This is a genomic window from Pseudonocardia sp. C8, from assembly GCF_014267175.1.
Lineage (GTDB): Bacteria > Actinomycetota > Actinomycetes > Mycobacteriales > Pseudonocardiaceae > Pseudonocardia.
The window spans coordinates 949665-972395 of record NZ_JACMTR010000002.1 but is presented as its reverse complement, the minus strand read 5'-3'; the positions used below and the strand labels follow the sequence as shown (position 1 = coordinate 972395).

The window sequence follows — 22731 nt, the reverse complement described above, 5'->3', positions numbered from 1 at the left end:
TCACCCACGTCGTTCAGCGTCCTCCCCGCACTGCGCGCCGCGCTCGCCGGACCCGGGGATGCTCGCGGGATCCGGTGAGCGTCGCCCGGTCCGGTGAGCGTCCACGGGACGCTCCCGCACCCCGTCGAGGGGCAGCTCGGCGGTCACGGTGAACCCGCCGTCCCCCGGGCCCGCGTGGAACCGCCCGCCCAAGCCCTCGACGCGTTCGGCGAGGCCGCGCAGGCCCTGGCCGTCCGGCCGCCCCGCCGCACCCGGCGGGCGGGCCGGGGCGCCGCCGTCGTCGGTGACCCGGACCCGCAGCGCCGTGCGGGTCCGGGTGAGCGCGACGCGCACCTCCGAGGCCTCGGGCGCGTGCCGGACCGTGTTCGTCACCGCCTCCCGGACCAGGCCGAACGCGGTCCGGTCCACCTCGGCGGGCAGCACACCGGCCGCACCGGTGACGGTCACCGTGACCCCGGCGGCCCGCCCGGCGCGCACGACCTCGTCCACCCGGTCGAGGCCGCCGGCGACGGGCTCGGCGTCGTCCGGGGAGCGCAGCAGGGACAGGGTGCTGCGCAGCTCGCGGAGGGCGTCGGTGCCGGTGTCGCGGATGCGTTCGAGGGCCGCGACCGCCTCCTCGGGCCGGCGGGCGGCGACGTGTGCCCCCACGCCCGCCTGCACGACGATCATCGACAGGCTGTGCGAGACGACGTCGTGCACGTCGCGGGCGATCCGGAGCCGCTCCTGCTCGACCCGCCGGGCCAGCCGTTCCTCGGCCCGCTCCGCCGACGCCTGGGCGGCCCGGCGGACCGCGCCGACCGCGACGCCGCAGGCCGCTGTCGCGACGATCCACCAGACGTGGTCGCCGGTGCGGCCCGGCACGTCCGCGACCAGCAGCTGCTCGGTGCCGACCCAGGCCAGCACGACGAGCGCCCCGGCCAGCACGGCACGCGGCCAGGCCAGCCGGCTCGCGACCGTGTAGAGCGCGACCGCGACGAGCAGCGACGCCGGCCCGTCGGGGTGGTCGAGCCAGTAGTAGGCCGAGACGGGCACCAGCACCGCGCCCAGCACCGGCACCGGGTACCGGGACCGCCAGCACAGCGCGAGGGCACCGGCCCCGATCAGCAGCACACCCCACGGCAGCAGCGGGCGGCCGCCCGGGTCCGCGATCAGGGCACCGGCCGTCGCGGCGGCGGCCACGGCGACGGCCACCAGCACGTCGCGCAGGGTCGGCATACGCGCAGGTTACGCAGCGCGGCACACCGTCCGCGTCATCGCGACGACGTAGCCGCCCGCTGCCGGACCGCCTCGAACAGCACCACGGCCGCGGCGATCGAGGCGTTGAGCGAGTTCACCGTGCCCCGCATCGGGATCGCGACCGTGGTGTCGGCGGCGGTCAGCCACGCGTCGGTGACACCGGTCGCCTCGGTGCCGATCACCAGCGCGGACGGCCCGGTCAGGTCGGCCCGGCCGAGCTCGGTCTCCCCGGCGGGGGTCGTGACGACCGCGCGGATCCTCCTGCGGCGCAGCCAGGCCAGCACCTCCGGGGTGGACGCCGACGCGACCGGGACCGCGAACACCGTCCCTTTCGACGCCCGGACGACGTTCGGGTTCGCGAAGTCGGTGCCGGCCCGCTCGGCGGAGGCGATGACGACGGCGTCCACCCCGCACGCCTCGGCGGTGCGCAGCATCGCGCCCACGTTGCCCGGCTTCTCGATGCCCTCGGCGACCAGGACCAGCGCGTCCGGGCCCGGCTCGAGCGCGTCGAGCGGGCACCCGGGGGCAGGGGCGACGGCGAGCCAGCCGTCCGGGGACTCCCGGTAGGCGATCCGGGCGAAGACCTCGCGGCTCACCGACGTCACCCGGGCGTCCGGCATCCGGTCGAGCAGGCCGGGCGCGCGGACCAGGTCGGGCGCCCAGTACACCTCGGTGGGCCGCACGCCGGCGTCCAGGGCGAGTGCCAGCTCGTCGTGTCCCTCGATCAGCGTGACGCCGGCGGCGTCGCGGTGGCGCCGGGTGCGCAGCCGGACCAGGTACTTGACGCGCGGGTTGGCGGTGCTGGTCAGGTCGGGCACCCGCCGAGCGTAGGACGGCGGGCTCAGCCGCCCAGCGCGGCGTCGCGGGACCGCACCGTCAGCCAGGCCGCCGTCACCGCCGTGATCACGGCCAGCACGGCGAGCGGGAACGCCAGCCGGTCGACCGTCACGAACGCCGTCGCCAGGTACGGCGCCGCGAACCCGAGGTAGGCGGCGGTGTAGAAGACCCCGTTCGCCGCGCCGCGCCCGGCCGCCGGGGCCAGCCGGCCCACCAGCGTCAGCCCGGCGTTGAGGCACAGCCCGCCGCCAGCACCGAGCAGCACCCCCGCCACCCCGACGGCGATCACCGACTCGGCGAACGCCGCGAGGACCCCGGCCGCGAACCCGAGCATGCCGAGCCCGGCACCGACCGGGCCGGTGCGCGGGCCGAGCCGGTGCGCGAACGGCTGCACCAGCGTGCCCGTCCCGAGGGTCAGCGCGGCGAGCAGCCCGGTGAAGGCGACCAGGCCGGCCGCGCCGGGCAGCAGCAGCGGCAGCACCGTGACCGCGACGGCCGGGAACGCGTACACGCACACCGCGGTGGGCACGACCACCCGGACGAACGCCCGCCGGGCAGGGGCGTCCAGGCCCGGGCGCGGCAGCAGGCCGCGCCGCCCGGCGGCAGCCGGGAGTGCCCCGACCCCCACGACGGCCAGCATCGCGGCCACGGCCGGCACGAGCAGCGCGACGTGCACGAGGTACGGCAGGGTCAGCGCCCACGGCCCGTACGCGCCGATCAGCCCGGAGACCAGCGGCCCCAGGCAGAAGCCGGCCGTCTGCGCGATCGACGCCGCCCGGGCGGCCCGGGCCGCCCCGGCCGTCCCCGCCTGGTCCTGCAGCCAGGCGCTGCCGACCGAGAACACCGCGCCGGACGCCAGCCCCTGCACGAACCGGGCCACGAACAGCAGCCACAGCGCCGACGCCCCGCCGAGGAACAGCAGCGACGCGACGGCGACCCCGACGGAGGCGGGCAGCAGCACCCGCACCCGCCCGTAGCGGTCCGAGGCGGGGCCGCCGAGCAGCAGCGACGGCGCGAGGCCGAGCGCGTACACGCCGAAGATCGCGGCGAGCGTGCTGGGCGCGAGGTCGAGCTCGGTGCGGTAGACGAGCAGCAGCGGCGTGGGCACGTTCGTGCCGAACGCGACCGCGAACAGCAGCCCGCCCGCCACCCACCAGGTCCCGCCGCGTCCTTGCACCCGAGCATCCTGACACCCGGGAGTTACCGGGCGGTAGCCTCGCCGCATGAGCGAGCCGACGAACATCGTGGTCGAGACGGCGGACGGCGTCGCGCAGGTCCGCCTGGACCGGCCGGAGGCGGCGAACGCGCTGAACGCGCCGATGTGGTCCGGGCTGCGGGACGCGATGCGCGAGTTGGACGCCGACCCGTCGGTCCGGATCGTGGTGATCAGCGGCAACGGCAGGCACTTCTGCTCCGGGATCGACGTCGCGATGCTGGGCGGCCTGCAGGAGACCGCGGCCGACCCGTCACCGGGGCACGGAGCGGAGAAGCTGCGCCGGCGCATCCTCGACCTCCAGGACTGCCTGACCGCGGTCGAACGCTGCCGCACGCCGGTGATCGCGGCGGTGCACGGCGTCTGCCTCGGCGCGGGCCTGGACCTCGTCGCCGCCTGCGACCTGCGGTACGCGACCGCCGACGCCTCGTTCGTGCTGAAGGAGGTCGACATGGGGCTCGCCGCCGACGTCGGCGTGCTGCAGCGGCTGCCGCGGATCGTCGGCGAAGGCGTCACCCGGGAGCTCGCCTACACCTGCCGCCCGGTCTCCGGCACCGAGGCGGCGGCGCTCCGCCTGGTCAACGGCGTGTACGACGACGCCGCGGCCCTCACCGACGGGGTGGCGGCACTGGCGGCGGAGCTGGCCGCGAAGTCGCCGCTGGCGATGCGCGGCACCAAGTACGCGATCACCTACGCCCGCGACCACACGGTCGCCGACAGCCTGGACCAGATCGCCACCTGGAACAGCGGCGCGCTGATCTCCGCCGACCTGCAGGAGGCGGTCACGGCGTACCGGGAGAAGCGGCCGGGCGTCTACCGGGACTGACGGGGGCCGCGCCGGCCCTGGTCAGTCGCGGGCCGGCCCGGTGTCGTCGCCGGAGCGCACGGGGTGCGGGTCGGGCGCGTACCGCCCGTCGTGCCGGGCGGCCTCGCTGCCCGGGTGCGGCCACGAGACGTCCGCGTGCTGGGTGCTGCTCTCGCTCATGGGGCCAGGGTGACCGCGGCGCGTGCCGTACGGGCGGAGCGCAGGCGTCCGGCCGGTGACGACCCGGTGCCCGGACGGTGGGCCTCAGCCGGCCCCGAGCCCGTCGACCAGCGCGCCCGCCCGCCGGATCTCCTCGCCCAGCGGGTGGTCGGTGCGCACGTCCGGCAGCGCCGCGGTGAGCTCGGCGTACACGGCGGCGAGCCGGGCTCCCCGCGGTGCGGTGCCGGCCAGCCGGAGCGCCCGGACCGCGGCGACCAGCTCGCAGGCCAGCACCGTGCGGTAGTACCCGGCCGCCGCGGTGGCGCTGCGCGCCGCGTGCGGGGTGAAGCTGGCGTGGTCCTCCACGCCCCGGGAGATCACCGCCGTGCCGAGGGTGACCGGGCCGGCGGAGTGGCGGAGCCGGCCCAGCGCGTCGTGGGCCACGTACTCCAGGATCATCACGCCCGAGCTGCCGGCGGGCCCGGCGGCGAGGAACGGGGTGAGCCCGGTGAACTCGGGTTCGACGAGGTCGCCGAGCCGCGCGGCGGACAGCTCGGCGACGTGGTGCACGGCGGCCCGCAGGTGGTCCAGGGCGAGCGCGGGGTAGGCGGTGGAGAACTGGCCGTGGTGGAACACGGCACCACCGGCGACCAGCGGGTTCTCCGCGGCCGCGTTGATCTCGATCTCGAGCACGCCGCGCAGGTGCGCGACCGCGTCCAGTGCCGGGCCGTGGACCTGCGGGAACGCCCGCAGCCCGAACGGGTCCTGGATCCGCCGGCCGGGCCCGGGGGCGTCCTCGTGCCCGAGCACCTGCCGCATCCGCGCGGCGGACCGCACCGCGCCGGGGTGCGGCCGGCGGGCGTGCACCTGCTCGGCGAACGCCTCGGGCGACCCGCCGAGCGCGCAGTAGGACAGCGCGGTGACCAGGTGCGCCGCCTCCAGCAGCCGGCCCAGCTCCTCGGCGGCCAGTACGGCCCGGGCCAGGGTGACCGCGTTCGACGACAGGAACGCGAGCGCGTCCCCGGGTTCGAGCGGGATCGGGGGCCGGTGTCCGCGTGCCCACGGGAGGTGCCCGGTGAGCGTCAGCGCGATCTCGGCCAGCGCGGACAGGTCGCCGGTGCCGATCGACCCGGCGTCGTGCACGGCGGGCAGGGCCCCGGCGCGGAGCGCGTCGGCGAGCGCGCCGACGACGCGGGGATGGATGCCGCTGCCGGCCGCGGCGAGCTGGTTGAGCCGGACGAGCATGGCGGCCCGGACCGCGGGCTCGTCGAGCGCCTCCCCCACGGCGGCGGCGTGGCTGAGCAGCAGGCGCAGGTCGTGGGTCTCGGCGTCCCCGGTCCCGACGACCGCGTCCCGGTTCGCGCCGACGCCGGTCGTGCGGCCGTACACCGGTCGGGTGCTGCTGACCGCGCAGGCGGTCCCGTGGCTGTCCCGCACCGCCGCGGCCGCGTCCGCCGCGACGGTGACCGGGACACCGCCTGCGGCGACCCGGACGACGTCGCCGCAGGTCAGGGCCCGCCCGTCGACGACGAGGCCGCCCGGCTCACCCATGTGGCCCCGCCCGGTCGACCGGTCCCGCGCCGCCGTCGACGGGCACCGCGTGGTGCCCGACGGCGTAGCGGGTGCCGGCGGCGACGACCTCGGACACCAGCGGCACCCCGGGCCGGTAGGCGAGATGCACGTACGACGGCGCCGCCAGCCGGACCAGGTCGGCGCGGCGGCCGGGCGTGACCGCGCCGACGTCCGGCCGCCGCAGCGCCGCGGCCCCGCCCGCGGTCGCCGCGTGCAGCGCCTCGGCCGGGCTCAGGCCCATGTGCCGCACGGCCAGCGCGATGCAGAACCCGATGCTCGTGGTGAACGAGCTGCCCGGGTTGCAGTCGGTGGCGAGCGCGACGGTGGCGCCGGCGTCGAGCAGGCGGCGCCCGTCCGCCCACGGGGTGCGGGTGCTGAACTCGACGCCCGGCAGCAGGGTCGCGACGGTCCGGCCTGCGGCGAGCGCGTCGACGTCCGCATCGGACAGGAACGTGCAGTGGTCCACCGACGCGGCGCCCAGCTCCACGGCCAGCCGGACGCCGTCGCCGGGGCCGAGCTGGCCGGCGTGCACCCGCACGCCCAGGCCCCGGTCGCGGCCCGCGGACAGGACGGCGCGGGACTCGTCGGCGTCGAACGCGCCGCGCTCGCAGAACACGTCCACCCAGCGGGCGTGCGGGGCGCACGCGTCGAGCATCGGGCCGCGGACCAGGTCGACGTAGTCGTCGCGGCGGTCGGCGTACTCGTCCGGGACGACGTGCGCGCCGAGGAAGGTGGTCTCCGGGGTGTACCGGCCGGCGATCCCGAGGGCGCGCCGCTCGTCGTCGACGGTCAGGCCGTACCCGCTCTTGGTCTCGAACGTCGTGATGCCGGCGGCCCGCATCTCCCCGGCCAGCCGCGCGACCCCGGCGTCCAGCACCTCGACCGGCGCGGCCCGGGTGGCGCCGACCGTGGTGCGGATGCCGCCGGCCGTGTACGGGCGCCCGGACGCGCGGGCGGCGAACTCCGCGGACCGCTCCCCCGCGAACACCAGGTGGGCGTGGCTGTCGACGAAGCCGGGGACGGCCGCGTCCCCGGCCCACGACACCCGCCGGTCCGCGGCCGGCGCGTCCCGGGCGGGGCCGGTCCACACGATCCGGTCGCCGTCGACGACGACCGCGGCGTCGTGCAGGACGCCCAGCGCGCTGCCGTCCCCTGCGGCCGGGTCGTTGGTGACCAGCTCGCCGATGTCGGTGTACAGCACGGTCATCGGATGCCCTCCCCGGCCACGCGGTCGCCGTCCAGGACGGCCGCCGTGACCGCGGCCAGCCGCCGGGCCGCGTCCGGGACGCTCAGGTGCCGGCCGTCCCGCACGACCACCCGCCCGCCGGCGACGACGTCGGTCACGTCCGCCGCGGTGGCCGCGAACACCGCGGTCTCCGGGGCCGGCCCGCCGCCGGCGGTGCGGACGGTCTCCAGGTCGATCGCCACGAGGTCGGCGCGCCGGCCGACCTCGACCGCGCCGGCGTCGGGGCGGCCGAGGGCCCGGTGCCCGTGCTCCGTGGCGCAGCGCAGCAGGGTGGCCGCATCGAGCACGCCGCGTTCCTGCCGGAGCAGCCGCTCGTGCAGCTCCACGGCGCGGGCCTCCTCGAAGAGGTCGATCACGGCGTGGCTGTCGGATCCCAGGCTCAGGGGGCCGCACGGCGCGGTGAGCAGCGCGGGCGCCGGCCCGATGCCGTCGCCGAGGTCGCGTTCGGTGGTGGGGCAGAAGCACACCCCGGTGCCGGAGGACCGGAGCGCGGCGACGTCGTCGCCGGTCAGGTGGGTGGCGTGCACGGCGGTGGTGCGCGGGCCGAGCGCACCGGTGTCGAGCAGGAGCTCGACCGGGGTGCGGCCGTGCACCTCCCGGCAGCGCCGCACCTCGGCGACCTGCTCGGCGACGTGCACGTGCAGCGGCGCGCCGTGCGCGGCCGCCCACCCGGTGACCGCCGGGATCTCGCCGGCCGGGACGGCCCGGACCGAGTGCAGCGCCGCGCCGACCAGCACGCCGTCCACACCGGACGCCCAGCGGTGCAACGCGTCCACCCGCTCCGCCCAGGCCGCGCCGGAGCCGTCACCGAACCGCTGCTGGGCCGGACCGAGCGGTGAGCCGTCCACGTCGGAGCTGAGGTAACAGGTGTCGAGCAGGGTGAGCCGGAGGCCGGCGGCAACGGCGGCGTCGGCCAGCGCGACGCCCATCGCGTTCTCCTCGGCGTAGCGGGCGCCGCCGCGGTCGTGGTGCAGGTAGTGGAACTCGCCGACGCCGGTGACCCCGGCCAGCGCCATCTCGGCGTACACCGCCGTGGCGAGCTCCCGGTAGGTGTCCGGGTCGAGGCGTTCCGCAGCGGCGTACATGAGGTCGCGCCAGGTCCAGAACGAGCCGCGATCGGCTTGGGTGCGGGAGCGCAGCAGCCGGTGGAAGGCGTGCGAGTGCACGTTCGCGAGGCCGGGGACGACGAGCCCGTGCAGCGCGGGGACGCCCGCGGGCCGCGGCGTACCGGGCTCGACCGCGGTGAACCGGCCCCCGGCGGCGGTGACCAGGACCGCACGCTCGACGCCGCGGCCCGGGCTCCAGAGGTGCTCGCACCACCAGGAGCCGTTCACGAGGCGGCCCGGTCGCGGAGCACGGCGGCCAGCGCGGCGACCCCGGCCAGGCAGTCGTCGCGCTCGGCCCACTCGTGCGGGGAGTGCGAGACACCGGTCGGGTTGCGCACGAACAGCATCGCGGTGGGCACGACTCCGGCGAGCACGCCGGCGTCGTGGCCGGCGGCGGTCGGCAGCACCGGCACGTCCCCGCCGAGCGTGTGCCGGATCCGGGTCGCGACGTCGTCCGGGAACGCGACGGCCGGGGTGCGCGACTCGGGCACGACCTCGACCGCGGTGCCCTCGGCCTCGGCGTGCCGGGCGGCGTCGGCGAACACGTCCCCGGTGAGCGCGTCCAGCACGGCCCCGGACGGGGCGCGGGCGTCGAGGACCGCGGTGACCTCGGAGGCGATCGCGTTCGCCCCGTTCGGGGACACGGCGAGCTTGCCGAATGTGGCGACGCCGCCGTGCTGCACCGCACGGTCCCGGGCGGCGGCGACGGTCGCGGCGCAGGGCAGCATCGGGTCGTGCCGGTCCGCGATCCCGGTGGTTCCGGCGTGGTTGGCCTCGCCGCGGAACGACAGCCGCCACCGGCCGTGCGGCCAGATCGACGACGCGACCGCGAGCGGCGCGCCGACCCGGTCCAGGACGCGGCCCTGCTCGACGTGCAGCTCCACGAACACCCCGACCCGCCGCGCCAGCGCGGGGTCGGGGCCCAGCCCGGCCGGGTCGATCCCGGCACCGGCGACGACCTCGGCGAGGGTGCGGCCGTCGCCGTCGCGCAGGGCGCGGGCCCGGTCCGGGTCCAGGGTGCCCGCGGACAGCCGCGAGCCCACGCAGGCGACACCGAACCGGGCGCCCTCCTCGTCGCTGAACGCGACGACCCCGATCGGCACCCGCGGCCGGACCCCCTCGGCCCGCAGCGCGTCGACGGCGGCGAACGCCGCCGCCACCCCGAGCGGGCCGTCGAACGCGCCGCCGTCGGGCACCGAGTCCAGGTGCGACCCGGTGACGACGGCGCCGGCCGGGTCGCCGGTCCAGCCCGCGGGCAGCCACCACGCCCACAGGTTGCCGTTGCGGTCGCGCTCGACGTCCATCCCGCGGGCGGCGGCGCAGCCGGTGAACCAGTCGCGCAGGGTCAGCTCGGCGCGGTCCCAGGCGTAGCGGCGGTAGCCGCCGGTGCCCGGGTGCCGGCCCACTCCGGCGAGCTCGGACCACAGGTGATCGAACGTCACGGGTGCTCCTGCATCGGGACGCGGACGCCGCGCTCGGCCGCGACCCGGGCCGCGTCCGGGTAGCCGGCGTCGACGTGCCGGAGCACGCCCGTCGCCGGGTCGTTGGTGAGCACCCGTTCCAGCTTGCGGGCGGCGAGCTCGGTGCCGTCGGCGACGCAGACCTGCCCGGCGTGCTGGGAGCGCCCGATGCCGACCCCGCCGCCGTGGTGGATCGACACCCACGACGCCCCGGACGCCGTGTTGACCAGGGCGTTCAGCAGCGGCCAGTCCGCGACGGCGTCGGAGCCGTCGTGCATCGCCTCGGTCTCCCGGTACGGCGAGGCCACCGACCCGGAGTCGAGGTGGTCGCGCCCGATCACGATCGGGGCGCTCACCTCGCCGGAGGCCACCATCTCGTTGAAGCGCAGCCCGGCCCGGTGCCGCTCGCCGTAGCCGAGCCAGCAGATCCGGGCCGGCAGTCCCTCGAACGCGACCCGCTCCCCGGCCAGGGTGATCCACCGGCGGAGGCTCTCGTCGGCGCCGAACAGCTCGAGGATCGCCCGGTCGGTGGCGGCGATGTCGGCCGGGTCGCCGGACAGGGCCGCCCACCGGAACGGCCCGCGGCCCCGTTCGAACTGCGGGCGGATGTAGGCGGGCACGAACCCGGGGAAGTCGAACGCCCGGTGGTAGCCGCCGCGGCGCGCCTCGTCGCGGATCGAGTTGCCGTAGTCGAACACCTCCGCGCCCCGGTCCCCGAAGCCGACCATCGCCTCGACGTGGGCGGCCATCGAGGCCCGGGCCCGCTTCGTGAACCCCTCCGGGTCCGCGGCGGCCTCGGCGGCCATGTCCTCCACGGCCGTGCCGAGGGGCAGGTAGGACAGCGGGTCGTGGGCCGAGGTCTGGTCGGTGACGACGTCGATCGGCGCGGCCCGCCGCAGCAGCTCGGGGACCACCTCGGCGGCGTTGCCGACGACGCCGATCGACAGCGCCCGGTTCTCGTCGCGGGCCGCGACCGCGCGGTGCAGGGCGTCGTCGAGGTCGTCGGCGCGCACGTCGAGGTAGCGGTGCGCGAGCCGCCGCTCGATCCGGGCCGGATCGCACTCGACGCAGAGCACCACGCCGCCGTTCATGGTCACGGCGAGCGGCTGCGCCCCGCCCATCCCGCCGAGGCCCGCGGTCAGCGTGATCGTGCCGGCCAGCGAGCCGCCGAACCGCTTGCGGGCGACCGCGGCGAAGGTCTCGTAGGTGCCCTGCAGGATGCCCTGGGTCCCGATGTAGATCCACGAGCCGGCGGTCATCTGGCCGTACATCATCAGCCCGGCGGCCTCGAGGCGGCGGAACTCGGACCAGTCGGCCCAGTCGGCGACGAGGTTGGAGTTGGCCAGCAGCACCCGCGGCGCCCACTCGTGGGTGCGCAGCACGCCGACCGGCTTGCCGGACTGGATCAGCAGGGTCTCGTCGCCGGCGAGCTCGCGCAGGCAGGCGACGATCGCGTCGAACGCCGACCAGCTCCGGGCGGCGCGCCCGGTGCCGCCGTAGACGACGAGGTCCTCCGGCCGCTCGGCGACCTCGGGGTCGAGGTTGTTCATGAGCATCCGCAGCGCGGCCTCCTGCGGCCAGCCGCGGCAGGTCAGCTCGGGACCGCGGGGGGCACGCACCGCGGGACGGGACGGGGGCATGGCGGACTCCTTCGTCGGCGCTGCGTCGTCGGCTGCGTCGTCGGCACTGTGCCCAGTGGACGCGCCCCGGGCGCCGCGATCCACCGCAGGGGAACCGGCTTCGTCTGGGATCCGAGACTCCGGACTCGTACGGTGGACACCGTGACCGCCAGCAGCACCTCGCCCGCGGTGGGCCGGGCGCTCGACGTCCTGCTGTTCCTGGCCGCCCGCCCGGGCCCGGTCCCGGGGGCCACGCTGGTGCGGGAGCTGGGCATCCCGCGGTCGTCGGCGTACCACCTGCTGACCGTGCTCACCGAGCGCGGCTTCGTCGTCCACTACCCCGACCAGCAGCGCTACGGCCTCGGCGTCGCCGCGTTCGAGGTCGGCAGCGCCTACCTGCGGCACGGTTCGCTGGAGCACCTCGGGCGGCCGCTGGCCCGCAGGCTCGCCGCCCGCACCGGCGAGATCACGCACCTGGGCATCCTGCACGGGCCGGACACCCTGTACCTGGTGAAGGAACGCCCGGCCCGGCAGCCGGTGCCGGTCACCCTCGTCACCGACGTCGGCGTGCGGCTGCCCGCCTCGCTCACCGCGAACGGGCGCTCGATCCTCGCCCACGTGAGCGCCGCCCAGCTGCGGGCGCTGTTCCCGCACTCGTCGTCGCTCGTGACCCGGACCGCGCACGGCCCCCGTACGCTCGCCGCGCTGCGCGCGCTGCTGGCGGCCGAGCGGGACCGGGGCTACGCCCAGGAGGACGAGATGATCACCGCGGGGATGCAGTCGGTCGCGGCGTGCGCCTTCGACCACACCGGGACGCCGATCGCGGCGTTCAGCGTCACCCGCCGGATCGACCGGGCGAGCGGCCCGGCGGAGGCGATCGCCGAGCCCGTGCGGGAGGCCGCCCGCCGGCTGACGGTCGCGATGTCCGGCACGGCCCCGGCGGGCTGGTTCTGACGCGCCGGCGGGACCGGGGCGGGCGTGCACCCCGGTCCCGCCGTGGCCTCAGCGGACCGGCTCCGGAGGCTCGACGTCCGCGGCGGCCGGGGCCGGTGCCCCGCCGTTGTGCTCCGCCGAGCGGGCCGGATCCGCCACCGGGCCCGCCGCAGGACCGTCGGGCTCCTCGCCGTCCTTGGAGAAGGCGCCGACCTTGAAGAAGAAGTCGTCACCGTGGTTCTCGGTGGCCCAGTCGACGGCCTGTTCGAGGACCTCGGCGCCCTTCTTCTCCCGCAGGATGACGGTGTCGTGGCGCAGGTCGCGGTGCAGGGCCATGCAGAGCAGCACCATGATGACCACGAACGGGGCGGCGACCAGGATGGTGAGGTTCTGGATGCCGGACAGGGCGTCCTCGCCGCCGGTGATCAGCATGAGCACGGCGACCGCGCCCATGACCGAGCCCCAGAAGATGACGATCCAGCGGCTCGGTTCGATCGTGCCGCGCTGGGACAGCGTCCCCATGACGATGGAGGCGGCGTCGGCACCGGAGACGAAGAAGATGCCGACGAGCAGCATCACCAGGACGCCGGTGGCCGTGGCCCACGGGTAGGCGCCCAGCATCTCGAAGAGCTGGACGTTGGAGTCGTCGGAGAACTGCACGCCCTGCTGGGACTGGGTGATCGCGGTGCCGCCGAAGACGGCGAACCAGACCAGCGACACGAGGCTGGGGGCCAGGATGACGCCGGCCACGAACTCGCGGATGGTGCGCCCGCGCGAGATGCGGGCCAGGAACATGCCGACGAACGGGGTCCAGGAGATCCACCAGGCCCAGTAGAAGATGGTCCAGCTCGACAGCCACTCCAGCATCGGCTCGCCGCCGACGGCCTCGGTGCGGCCGACCATCTCGAAGAAGTCGGAGAAGTAGGCGCCGATCGAGGTCGGGATCAGGTCGAGGATGATCACCGTCGGGCCGACGACGAACACGAACAGGGCCAGCAGCGCGGCCAGCACCATGTTGATGTTGGACAGCCACTGGATGCCGCGGGCGATCCCGGAGACCGCGGAGAGGATGAACGCGGCGGTGAGCACCACGACGATCGCGGCCAGCGTGCCGGGTCCGACCGGGCCGTCGGTCCAGCCGGCGCTCTGCATGCCGCCACCGATCTGGAAGGCGCCCAGACCCAGCGAGGCCGCGGAGCCGAACAGGGTCGCGAAGATGGCGAGGATGTCGATGGCCTTGCCGATCGGGCCCTCGGCGGCGCGCTTGCCGATCAGCGGGATGAACGCCTGGCTGATCAGCTGCGCGCGGCCCTTGCGGAACGTGGAGTAGGCGATCGCGAGCCCGACCACGGCGTAGATGGCCCACGGGTGCAGGGTCCAGTGGAACAGCGAGGTCGCCATGGCGACCTGCATGGCCTCGGTGCTGCCGGGCGCGGCGGTGCCGGGCGGGGTGGAGGTGGTGAAGAACGACAGCGGCTCGTTCACGCCGAAGAACATCAGTCCGATGCCCATGCCGGCCGAGAACATCATCGCGATCCAGGAGACCGTCCGGAACTCCGGCTCCTCGTCGTCACCACCGAGCTTGATCCGGCCGAACTTGCTGAACGCCAGGAACAGCGCGAACGCGACGAACGCCGTCGCGGCGAGGACGAAGCCCCAGCCGCCGGCACGCATCAGGCTGCCGAGCAGCGTGCTGGCCGACGCGCTCAGGCTGTCCGGATCGACGAGCCCCCACACCACGAACAGCAGCGCGAGAACCGCACCCAGCCCGAAGACCGTCCAGTCCGTCCGCAGCCGGCCCCCTTCCGTGCCCTCCTCCGTGCTCGACTCACGCTCTGGCATCGGCGTTCTCCCTCCGTGCGGGACCCGGCACTCCTGCGCCGGGTTGGGGGCGGCGGCCCACGTCGTCCGGATGGCATCCCGGACGCTCCGAAGAATTGATCATCATTGACCCTCCTGGCCGGCGTGGCGATGTGTGTGACGAAGCCAGCGGCCGTACCTGTCGATCAGATACTCGACTAATATATCTGCAGAAGGTATGATGCGGGACACGTGCCGGTCAAGAGCCGGTGCGCTTCAGATCCGCCGACGACGACGGAGTCGACACCATGCAGCTGCACCGCAGCACTTCCGGCCGCCACCCCCGGCCGGCGCGCCGTGAGCAGGCCGGATGCCCGGCGACCCGACGACGCACCGACTCTTGACAGCGACACTGCGGAGGCGGTCCCATCATGGTGCACATCGAGCAGTGCGTTGCGGATCCCGCAACATCATCGATGTTTCTGGCGCACGCGGCAGGTCCGTCGTGCAGTTCCCACCCGACGCGTGAGGGCTGATCCGTCGTGGCACGACACGTGCGAGTCGCAGGGCGACGCCCTGCACGCGAGCCGGACCCGACCACCGGCCTCGACTCCCCGCCCCGCGGCCCTCCGGCACGAGGCGGACCAGCGGTACCGGATCGTTGCACCATCCGCCGGCCACCACGGCCGAGCGTCAACGGGTTCCGAGTCACGCCTCGAGCGTCCCCATCCCTCGGCGTTCCGCCGGCTGACCGGCAGCCGACCCCGGCTGCCTCGCACCCCGGTAGGGCCCTCCCGTCCAGCGCCGGACCACCGTCCGAGCGGTCGAGGCCCCACCCATCACCACGAGGAGCACTGCCATGACGACCGGTGAGCTTTCGACCCCTGCCCAGGACCAGGAACTCCCGGAGAGCCTGCGAGAGACGCTCGCGGGCCACTACTACACCGACCCGGGGATCTTCCGGGCCGAGCAGGACAGCATCTTCCACCAGAACTGGTTCTGCGCCGTCCTCGCCGCCGACCTCGAGCGGCCGGGCCAGTTCCAGACCGTGCAGGTCGGCCGGGAGAGCGTGATCGTCACCCGGGCCCGCAACGGGGAGATCAACGCCTTCCTGAACGTGTGCCGGCACCGCGGCGCCCGGATCTGCACCGAGGAGACCGGCGAGGTCCGCCGCTCCTTCCAGTGCCCGTACCACGCCTGGACCTACGGGCTCGACGGCAAGCTCGTCGCCGCGCCGAACCTCACCGCGATGCCCGACATCGACAAGGTCGAGTACGGCCTGCACAAGGTGCACGTCCGCGAGTGGCTGGGTTACGTCTGGCTGTCGCTGGCCGAGACCCCGCCGTCGTTCGACGACACCGTCATCGACGACGTCACCACCCGGCTCGGCTCGCCGGACGCCATCGTCGGCTACGACGTGGAGCACCTCAAGCTCGGCCGGCGCATCGAGTACGACGTGAAGGCGAACTGGAAGCAGATCGTCGAGAACTTCATGGAGTGCTACCACTGCGCGACGATCCACCCCGAGCTGACCGAGGTCCTGCCCGAGTTCGCCGACGGCCTGGCCGCGCAGTACTTCGTGGGCCACGGCGCCGAGTTCGGCGAGGAGGTCAAGGGCTTCACCGTCGACGGCTCGGAGGGCCTCGAGCGGATCCCGGGCGTCAGCGAGGACCAGGACCGCCGGTACTACGCCATCACCGTCCGGCCGCAGGTCTTCATCAACCTGGTGCCCGACCACGTGGTGTTCCACCGGATGTTCCCGCTCACCGCCGAGCGGACGCTGGTGATCTGCGACTGGCTCTACCTGCCCGAGGTCGTCGACTCCGGCGCCGACATCGACAAGTCGGTCGAGCTGTTCCACCGGGTCAACCAGCAGGACTTCGACGCGTGCGAGCGCTGCCAGGTGGCCATGGACTCGCGGTCCTACCAGAAGGGCGGCGTGCTGGTGCCCAGCGAGCACCACATCGGTGAGTTCCACGACTGGGTCCGCGAGCGGATCGGCTGACCCACCCCCCTCACACGACGGCCCCGGCCCGTACCCCCGATCTCGGAGGTGCGGGCCGGGGCCGTCGTCGTGCGCTACGCGGCGGCGAGCAGAACACAAGGCCCCGCCGCCGGTACGACGGGGCGCGGCGCCGGGCACAGGCGGCACGGACCCGGGTACGGATCGTCGACGCGGCCGCACGGGCCTTCGTGGAGCACGGTTACGCCGGCGCGACGATCCCGCTGATCGCCCGCGAGGCCGGCGTCGCCGTCGAGACCGTGTACCGCGCGGCCGGGGGCAAGGCCGGGCTGCTCGCCGCGGCGGTGCAGGCGGCACTGGCCGGTGGCGCGGAACGGGCCGAGGTGCCGGTCGAGGAGCGGGTCGGCATCCGGCGGGTGATCGAGGAGACCGACCCCCGGCGCCAGCTGCGGGCCTACGCCGCGACCCAGCCCGGGGTGTGGTCCCGGGTCGGCCCCCTGCTCCGGGTGCTCGACGCGGCGGCCGGCACCGACCCCGCGCTCGTCGAGCTGCAGGACCGACTCGCCGACCAGCGCCTGCAGGGCATGCGACGGTTCGCGGAGCTGCTCGCGGAGCGCGGGGCGTTGCGTCCCGGTCTGCCGGCCGATCGGGCCGCGGACGTGCTGTGGACGCTCTGCGCCCAGGCCAACCACGACGGCTTGGTCGCGCACCGGGGATGGACCCCGGCGGACTACCGGGACTGGCTCGGGGACATGCTGATCGCCGCCCTGCTCCCGCCCGGGTGACGGGAGCAGGGCGGCGACCCCTACCGGAAGACGACCGGCCTACCGGAAGACGACCGTGCTCGCGCCGGAGAGCAGCACCCGGCGCTCGCAGTGCCACCGCACGGCGCGGGACAGCGCGAGGGCCTCGGCGTCGCGCCCCACCATCTGCAGCGCCTTCGGGTCGTAGGTGTGGTCGATCCGGATGACCTCCTGCTCGATGATCGGGCCCTCGTCGAGGTCGGGGGTCACGTAGTGCGCCGTGGCGCCGACCTGCTTCACCCCGCGCTCGTAGGCCTGGTGGTAGGGCCGCGCGCCCTTGAAGCCGGGCAGGAACGAGTGGTGGATGTTGATGGCCCGGCCGTAGAGCGCCTTGCAGGCCTCGTCGGAGAGCACCTGCATGTACCGGGCGAGCACGACGAGCTCGGCGTCGTAGGACTCGACGACGCGCAGCAGCTCGGCCTCCGCGGCCGGCTTCGTCTCCGGGGTGACCGGGATGTGCACGAACGGCAGGCCCGCCGCCTCGGCCATCGGGCGCAGGTCCTCGTGGTTGGACACCACCGCGACGATCTCGGCGCCGAGGCTGCCTGCCCGCCAGCGGAAGATCAGGTCGTTGAGGCAGTGGCCGAGCTTGGAGACCATCACCAGGATCCGGGCGGGCGCCTCGTCGGAGAACGCGTAGTCCATCCCGAACTCCGCGGCCACCGGGCCGAACTCCGACGACAGCGTGTCGAGGTCCACGCCCTCGAGCGAGGTGACCTGGGTCCGCAGGAACAGCTTGCCCTGGATCTGGTCGTCGAACTGCTGGTACTCACTGATGTCGCACCCGCGCTCGAACAGGAACGCGCTGACCGCGCGCACGATCCCCGTGCGGTTGGGGCAGCTCAGGGTGAGGATGAACGAACGGGACACGAGCTCTCCTCGGATTCCATGACAGATGGCTTACTGATATATCAATCGTACTGGACAGTGCGACGTCTGGGTAGGTTCTGTTATCCAGGAGGACGCCGGAGTTACCATCGAGTTCGTGACCGCGCTTCCCGACGTCAGCGAGCCTCAGTTCGCCTCCCTGGCCGACAAGGCCTACATGGCGATCCGGGATCGGCTGATCATGCTCGACATCCCTCCGATGACCGCGATCGACGACGTCGCGCTCGCCCGCTCCCTCGAGGTGGGGCGCACCCCCGTGCGGGAGGCGCTCAAGCGGCTGGAGATCGACCGGCTGGTCATCTCGTACCCGCGCCGCGGGACGTTCGCCACCGGCGTGGACATCACCGACCTCGCCTACATCTCCGAGATCCGGGTGCAGCTCGAGCCGCTCGCCGCCCGCCGGGCCGCCGAGACGGCGAGCGCCGCGACGCTCGCGGAGCTCACCGAGCTCGCCGACCGGATCGACAAGGTCGACGTCCGCACCCTCGAGCGTGACCCGCTGATGCGCTGGGACCTGCACGTGCACCGCGCGGTCTACGCCGCCGCCGGCAACCCGCACCTGGAGGACACCCTCATCCGGTACGACAACCTGGCGACCCGGATCTTCTGCCTGTTCCTGGAGCGGATGACGAACTTCGACGCGCACGTCGGCGAGCACTCCGGGCTCCTGCGGGCGATCGGCGAGCGCCGCGCCGACGACGCGGAGCGGATCGCCCGCGACCACGTCATCGGCTTCGAGAAGGCGGTCCGGGCGGTCGTCTGAGCCCGGTCTCCCCGGGTCGCGCGACGACCGCCCCGGACCGCCCGGCCGCTCGGGTCGGCTCAGGCGTGCGCCTGCGCCGAGCGCACGGTGTGGGCGAGGAGCAGGGCCGTGGTCACCGGCCCGACCCCGCCCGGGACCGGGGTCACGCCGCCGGCCCGCCGGGCGACGTCGGAGGTGTCGACGTCGCCGACCAGCCGGCCGTCGGCGTCGGTGTTGGTCCCCACGTCGATGACGATCGCACCGTCACCCACGTGCTCGGCCGAGACGAGCCCGATCCGGCCCACGGCCACCACCAGCACGTCCGCCGCGCGGGTGTGCGCCGCGAGGTCCGTGGTGTGCCGGTGGCAGATCGACACCGTGGCGTCGCGCTGCAGCAGCAGCTGCGCGGTGGGCTTGCCGACCACCTGCGAACGCCCGACGACGACGGCGTTCCGCCCGTCCAGCGCGACCCCGTGGTGGTCGAGCAGCTCCATCACCGCCGCGGCCGTCGCCGGCGGGAACGCCGGCAGGCCCGCGGCGAGCCGGCCCGCCGACAGCGGGTTCACCCCGTCGACGTCCTTCTCCGGGGCGATCTCCGCGGCGAGCTCCTCCATCCGGACCCCGTCCGGGAGCGGGGTCTGCAGGATGATGCCGTGCACGGTGTCGTCGGTGCTGAGCCCGGCCAGCGTCCGGCGCAGGTCGTCCGCGGACGCGCGCGGGCCGAGCTCGACGACGTCGCACGCGATCCCGACCCGGCGGGCGGCGCCCGCGATCGAGCGGACGTACCAGCCGGCGCCCTCGTCCTCGGTGGCGACGACGACGGCGAGCCGGGGCGGGACGCCGCGGGCGATCAGCTCCGCGGCGTCCGCAGCGGCCTGCTCGCGGATCTCGCGGGCGCGGCCGGTGCCGTCGAGCAGGACCCCGGTGCGGGACTCCTCGGCGGTGGTCGTGGTGGTGGCGGTCATCGCTGGATCTGCTCCCGTACCTCGGCGGTCACCTTGTCGGCCCGGATCAGCAGGTCGTCGACCCCGGCCAGGGCCTCGCCGAGCTCGATGCGGGCCAGCTGGTCGCGGATGCCGACCAGGTTGATCTCGACGTTGATCCGGGCCGTGCTGGCCGCCGCGCGGGCAGCGTCCGCGGCCGCGGCGACGTCGCTGATCACGTTCGGGTTGCCCACCGGGCGCAGCTGCTCGGCCAGGTCGAGGACCTGCTCCGCGGCCCGGATCACCCGGGCCGGGATCCGGCCGGCCTCGACGAGCGCCTCGGTGATGGCCCGCGAGCGGGCCTCGGTGGCCTCGTCGCTGTCCCGGGGAAGCTTGTAGGCCTGGGCGACGGCGTCGAAGGCGCTGGCGTCGGCCTCGGCGAGGCCGATCCCGACCACGCGCAGCTCGTCGGCGCGGTTGCGCACGGAGACCACGGTGTCGGCGTGCTCGGCGTAGCGCTCACCCTCGGTGTAGCGCGCGACCATGCCCAGCAGGGCGGCCGCCTGCGCCAGGTGCAGGCCTGCGGTCGCGCCGCCGCCCGGTGCGGGCACCCGCGCGGCGAGGTTCCAGAGAAAGGTGTCGATCGTGTCGGAACGCATGGTCCTCTTTCGGTGGAGGGCCGACCGGGCCGGGCCGCCGGTGCGGCGGCGGCCCGGCCGCACGGTCAGCACTGATGTTCGCTGCGCAAGCTCCGCTCAGCGCTGATGTTCGCTGCGCAAGCTCCGCTCAGCGCTGATGTTCGCTGCGCAAGCTCCGCTCAGCGCTGATGTTCGCTGCGCAAGCTCCGCTCAGCGCTGATGTTCGCTGCGCAAGCTCCGCTCAGCGCTGATGTTCGCTGCGCAAGCTCCGCTCAGCGGCGGAGCCGGCTCATCTCCGGGTCGAACAGCGGCTCGGCGGCCACCGACGCCCGGATCCGGCGGTCGAAGTACTGGATCTCGACGGAGCTGCCGACCGGGAGACCGGCGGGCAGCCAGGCGTAGGCGATCGGGGTGCCGAGCGAGTAGGCGTACGCCGCGGAGGTGACGTAGCCGGCCGGCTCGCCGTCGACGAGCACGGCCTCGTGGCCGAGCACGACGCTGCGCCGGTCGTCGATCGTCAGGCAGGTCAGTCGACGGGTGATCGCCTCCGGGTCGATCGCCTCCACGGCGGCCCGGCCGACGAAGTCGCCCTTGGTCTGCGGCCGGACCGCGAACCCGACCCCGGCCTCGTACGGGTTGTGCTCGGTGGTCATGTCCGCACCCCAGGATCGGTAGCCCTTCTCCAGCCGCAGGCTGTTGAACGCGGCCCGGCCGGCGGCGACGACCCCGAGCGGGCGGCCCGCCTCGTAGAGCACGTCCCAGAGCTTCTGGCCGTACTCGGCGCTGGTGTAGATCTCCCAGCCGAGCTCGCCGACGTAGGACAGCCGCATCGCGGTCACCGGGATGCCGGCGATGTGGGCCTGCTTCGCGCGGAAGAACTTGAGGCCCTCGTGCGAGAAGTCGTCGTCGGACAGCGGCTGCACCAGGTCGCGGGCCAGCGGGCCCCAGACGCCGATGCAGCACGTGCCGCCGGTGATGTCGCGGACCGCGACGCTGCCGTCGGCCGGCAGCCGGCGCCGCAGGTAGTCCAGGTCCAGGTTGCTGTTCGCGCCGACCTGGAACAGCTGCTCGCCGAGCCGGGCGACGGTGAGGTCGCTGCGCACCCCGCCGGTCTCGTCGAGCGCCAGCGTGTAGGTCACCGCACCGACCGACTTGTCCATCTTCCCGGTGACCAGGCCGTCCAGGAACGCGCACGCCCCCGGCCCGCTGACCTCGAGCCGCCGCAGCGGGGTCATGTCGTACATGGCGACCGCGGTGCGGGTCTTCCACGCCTCCACGGCGACCACCGGCGAGTGGAACATGGCCGCCCAGGCGTCCCGCGACGGCGGCCGCCAGTCGTTCGGCAGGTCCTTGACCAGGGCCGCGTTGGCCTCGTACCAGTGCGGGCGCTCCCAGGCGTGCGCCTCCAGGAAGAACGCACCCAGCTCGCGCTGGCGGGCGTGGAACGGGCTCACCCGCACGTCCCGCGGCGACAGCTTGGGCTGCAGCGGGTGCAGCACGTCGTAGATCTCGACGAAGTTCTGCTGGGAGGTCTCGTCGACGTAGGAGTCGGTCGTCTCGACCTCGTCGAACCGGTGCACGTCGCAGCCGTGCAGGTCGAGCTCGCTGCGCCCGTCGACGAGCAGCTGGGCGACCGCGCGGGCCACGCCGGCGGAGTGGGTGACCCACACCGCCTCGGCGATCCAGAAGCCGGCGACGTCGGCGGACTCGCCGATCAGCGGCCCGCCGTCCGGGGTGAAGGAGAAGACGCCGTTGAACCCGGTCTCGACCTTCGCCGTCCGCAGGGCGGGCAGCAGAGCCTGGCTCTGCTCCCACTGCGTCGCGAAGTCCTCCTCGGTGAAGGGCAGCATCGAGGGCATCTCGCCCGGGTTCGGCCCGTTCTCGCCGACCTCGGGCAGCTCCGAGATCGAGACCGGCATCGGGCGGTGGGCGTAGGAGCCGATGCCGATGCAGTCGTTGTGCTCGCGGTAGTAGAGGTCCGCGTCCTGGTAGCGCAGGATCGGCATCCGGGCCTCGATCTGCTCGTCGTTGCGGCCGACGAGCGCCTCGACCTGCCCGGTGCGGGCGTACTGGTGGGCCAGTGGCAGCAGCGGCACCCGCATGCCGACGAGCTTGCCCAGCTCGCGGCCCCAGAACCCGGCGCAGGACACCACGATGTCGGCCGGGATCACGCCCTGGTCGGTCTCGACCCCGGTCACCCGGCCGTCGGACCGCTCGATCCCGGTCACCCGGGTGGAGCCCTGGAACCGGGCCCCGCGGGCCTCGGCGCGCCGGGCCAGCGCCACCACGGCGCGGGAGGCCTTGGCCAGGCCGTCGGTCGGGGTGTACAGGCCGCCGAGGACCTGGTCACGGTCGAGCAGCGGGTGCAGGCGGGCGCACTCGTCCGGGCCGACGACGGTGGCCGGCACACCCCGCGAGATCGCCCAGCCCTGCTTGCGGTGCAGGTCGGCGAGCCGCTCCGGCGTGGTCGCGATCTCCAGGCCGCCGACCTGGTTGAAGCACCACTCGCCGTCCACGTCGAGGGACTTGAGCTTCTCGACGGTGTAGGTGGCGAACTCGGTCATCGTCTTCGAGCCGGTGGTCTGGAACACCAGGCCCGGGGCGTGCGAGGTGGAGCCGCCGGTCAGCGGCAGCGGGCCCTGGTCGACGACGGTGACGTCGGTCCAGCCCCGCTCGGTGAGCTCGTCGGCCAGGTTCGTCCCGACGATCCCGGCTCCGATGATGACGACACGACGGTTCGTGGTCATGGTGGTCTCCTGTGGCTGAAGGCGGGCCTCGGTGACTCCGC

The 22731-nt window shown here is 74.7% G+C and carries 19 protein-coding genes; 5 read left to right on the top strand and 14 right to left on the bottom strand.

Going from position 1 to position 22731, the window contains the following annotated elements; all coding sequences use genetic code 11:
• The 3 genes from H7X46_RS30345 to H7X46_RS05275 are packed head-to-tail and all read right to left on the bottom strand — an operon-like array spanning position 1 to position 3250.
• Complete coding sequence (locus tag H7X46_RS30345; protein ID WP_186358339.1) at positions 1–1215, bottom strand: sensor histidine kinase; 1215 nt, start codon at positions 1213–1215, stop codon at positions 1–3.
• A gap of 35 nt (positions 1216–1250) precedes the next feature.
• A complete protein-coding gene (locus H7X46_RS05280) occupies positions 1251–2054 on the bottom strand; it encodes a TrmH family RNA methyltransferase (protein WP_186358338.1) in 804 nt (267 codons plus the stop codon).
• A 23-nt stretch (positions 2055–2077) separates the two neighbouring features.
• The gene (locus H7X46_RS05275) at positions 2078–3250 is read right to left on the bottom strand and encodes an MFS transporter (RefSeq protein ID WP_222131201.1); all 1173 of its coding nucleotides are present in this window, start codon (positions 3248–3250) and stop codon (positions 2078–2080) included.
• 46 nt (positions 3251–3296) lie between these two features.
• Between H7X46_RS05275 and H7X46_RS05270 the strand changes: the two genes are divergently transcribed.
• The gene (locus H7X46_RS05270) at positions 3297–4112 is read left to right on the top strand and encodes a crotonase/enoyl-CoA hydratase family protein (protein WP_186358336.1); all 816 of its coding nucleotides are present in this window, start codon (positions 3297–3299) and stop codon (positions 4110–4112) included.
• A gap of 21 nt (positions 4113–4133) precedes the next feature.
• On the opposite strand, the gene H7X46_RS05265 is transcribed toward H7X46_RS05270, so the two are convergent.
• The 6 genes from H7X46_RS05265 to hutU all read right to left on the bottom strand — a co-directional run bounded on the left by H7X46_RS05265 (position 4134) and on the right by hutU (position 11274).
• On the bottom strand, positions 4134–4271 hold the full coding sequence (locus H7X46_RS05265; RefSeq protein ID WP_186358335.1) for a hypothetical protein: 138 nt from the start codon (positions 4269–4271) through the stop codon (positions 4134–4136).
• Positions 4272–4355: 84 nt separating this feature from the next.
• Positions 4356–5801: an aromatic amino acid ammonia-lyase gene (locus H7X46_RS05260; protein ID WP_186358334.1), complete on the bottom strand. Its 1446-nt coding sequence runs from the start codon at positions 5799–5801 to the stop codon at positions 4356–4358.
• Positions 5794–7029: an imidazolonepropionase gene (gene hutI, locus H7X46_RS05255; protein ID WP_186358333.1), complete on the bottom strand. Its 1236-nt coding sequence runs from the start codon at positions 7027–7029 to the stop codon at positions 5794–5796. Before hutI ends, H7X46_RS05260 begins: the two co-directional genes overlap by 8 nt.
• The gene (locus H7X46_RS05250) at positions 7026–8402 is read right to left on the bottom strand and encodes a formimidoylglutamate deiminase (protein ID WP_186358332.1); all 1377 of its coding nucleotides are present in this window, start codon (positions 8400–8402) and stop codon (positions 7026–7028) included. Before H7X46_RS05250 ends, hutI begins: the two co-directional genes overlap by 4 nt.
• Complete coding sequence (locus H7X46_RS05245) at positions 8399–9616, bottom strand: allantoate amidohydrolase (protein WP_186358331.1); 1218 nt, start codon at positions 9614–9616, stop codon at positions 8399–8401. The genes H7X46_RS05250 and H7X46_RS05245 overlap by 4 nt, the downstream gene beginning before the upstream one ends.
• Positions 9613–11274: a urocanate hydratase gene (hutU, locus tag H7X46_RS05240; RefSeq protein ID WP_186358330.1), complete on the bottom strand. Its 1662-nt coding sequence runs from the start codon at positions 11272–11274 to the stop codon at positions 9613–9615. The genes H7X46_RS05245 and hutU overlap by 4 nt, the downstream gene beginning before the upstream one ends.
• 141 nt (positions 11275–11415) lie before the next feature.
• Here hutU and H7X46_RS05235 point away from each other — a divergent pair, with 141 nt between their 5' ends.
• A complete protein-coding gene (locus tag H7X46_RS05235) occupies positions 11416–12207 on the top strand; it encodes an IclR family transcriptional regulator (RefSeq protein ID WP_186358329.1) in 792 nt (263 codons plus the stop codon).
• A gap of 48 nt (positions 12208–12255) precedes the next feature.
• Here H7X46_RS05235 and H7X46_RS05230 read toward each other — a convergent pair whose 3' ends face one another.
• The gene (locus H7X46_RS05230) at positions 12256–14028 is read right to left on the bottom strand and encodes a BCCT family transporter (protein WP_186358328.1); all 1773 of its coding nucleotides are present in this window, start codon (positions 14026–14028) and stop codon (positions 12256–12258) included.
• A gap of 817 nt (positions 14029–14845) precedes the next feature.
• On the opposite strand from H7X46_RS05230, the gene H7X46_RS05225 reads away from it, so the two are divergent.
• Positions 14846–15991 carry an aromatic ring-hydroxylating dioxygenase subunit alpha gene (locus H7X46_RS05225; protein WP_186358327.1) on the top strand — a complete coding sequence of 382 codons (1146 nt, stop codon included), beginning with the start codon at positions 14846–14848 and terminating at the stop codon, positions 15989–15991.
• Positions 15967–16734, top strand: coding sequence for a TetR/AcrR family transcriptional regulator (locus H7X46_RS05220; RefSeq protein WP_370589050.1), 768 nt, complete (start codon positions 15967–15969; stop codon positions 16732–16734). The genes H7X46_RS05225 and H7X46_RS05220 overlap by 25 nt, the downstream gene beginning before the upstream one ends.
• A gap of 39 nt (positions 16735–16773) precedes the next feature.
• Here H7X46_RS05220 and purU read toward each other — a convergent pair whose 3' ends face one another.
• Positions 16774–17622 (bottom strand): formyltetrahydrofolate deformylase, encoded by an 849-nt coding sequence (gene purU, locus H7X46_RS05215; protein ID WP_186358325.1) that lies wholly within the window; start codon positions 17620–17622, stop codon positions 16774–16776.
• A gap of 115 nt (positions 17623–17737) precedes the next feature.
• Between purU and H7X46_RS05210 the strand changes: the two genes are divergently transcribed.
• Positions 17738–18403, top strand: a complete 666-nt coding sequence (locus H7X46_RS05210; RefSeq protein WP_370588618.1) for a GntR family transcriptional regulator — start codon at positions 17738–17740, stop codon at positions 18401–18403.
• Between the two features lie 59 nt (positions 18404–18462).
• Here H7X46_RS05210 and H7X46_RS05205 read toward each other — a convergent pair whose 3' ends face one another.
• From H7X46_RS05205 to H7X46_RS05195, 3 genes are all read right to left on the bottom strand, one after another.
• Positions 18463–19347, bottom strand: coding sequence for a bifunctional 5,10-methylenetetrahydrofolate dehydrogenase/5,10-methenyltetrahydrofolate cyclohydrolase (locus H7X46_RS05205; RefSeq protein ID WP_186358324.1), 885 nt, complete (start codon positions 19345–19347; stop codon positions 18463–18465).
• Entirely contained in the window at positions 19344–19964 is a 621-nt protein-coding gene (locus tag H7X46_RS05200; protein WP_186358323.1) for a cyclodeaminase/cyclohydrolase family protein, read from the bottom strand. The genes H7X46_RS05205 and H7X46_RS05200 overlap by 4 nt, the downstream gene beginning before the upstream one ends.
• Before the next feature lie 251 nt (positions 19965–20215).
• Positions 20216–22690, bottom strand: a complete 2475-nt coding sequence (locus H7X46_RS05195; protein ID WP_186358322.1) for an FAD-dependent oxidoreductase — start codon at positions 22688–22690, stop codon at positions 20216–20218.
• Positions 22691–22731 lie beyond the last annotated feature (41 nt).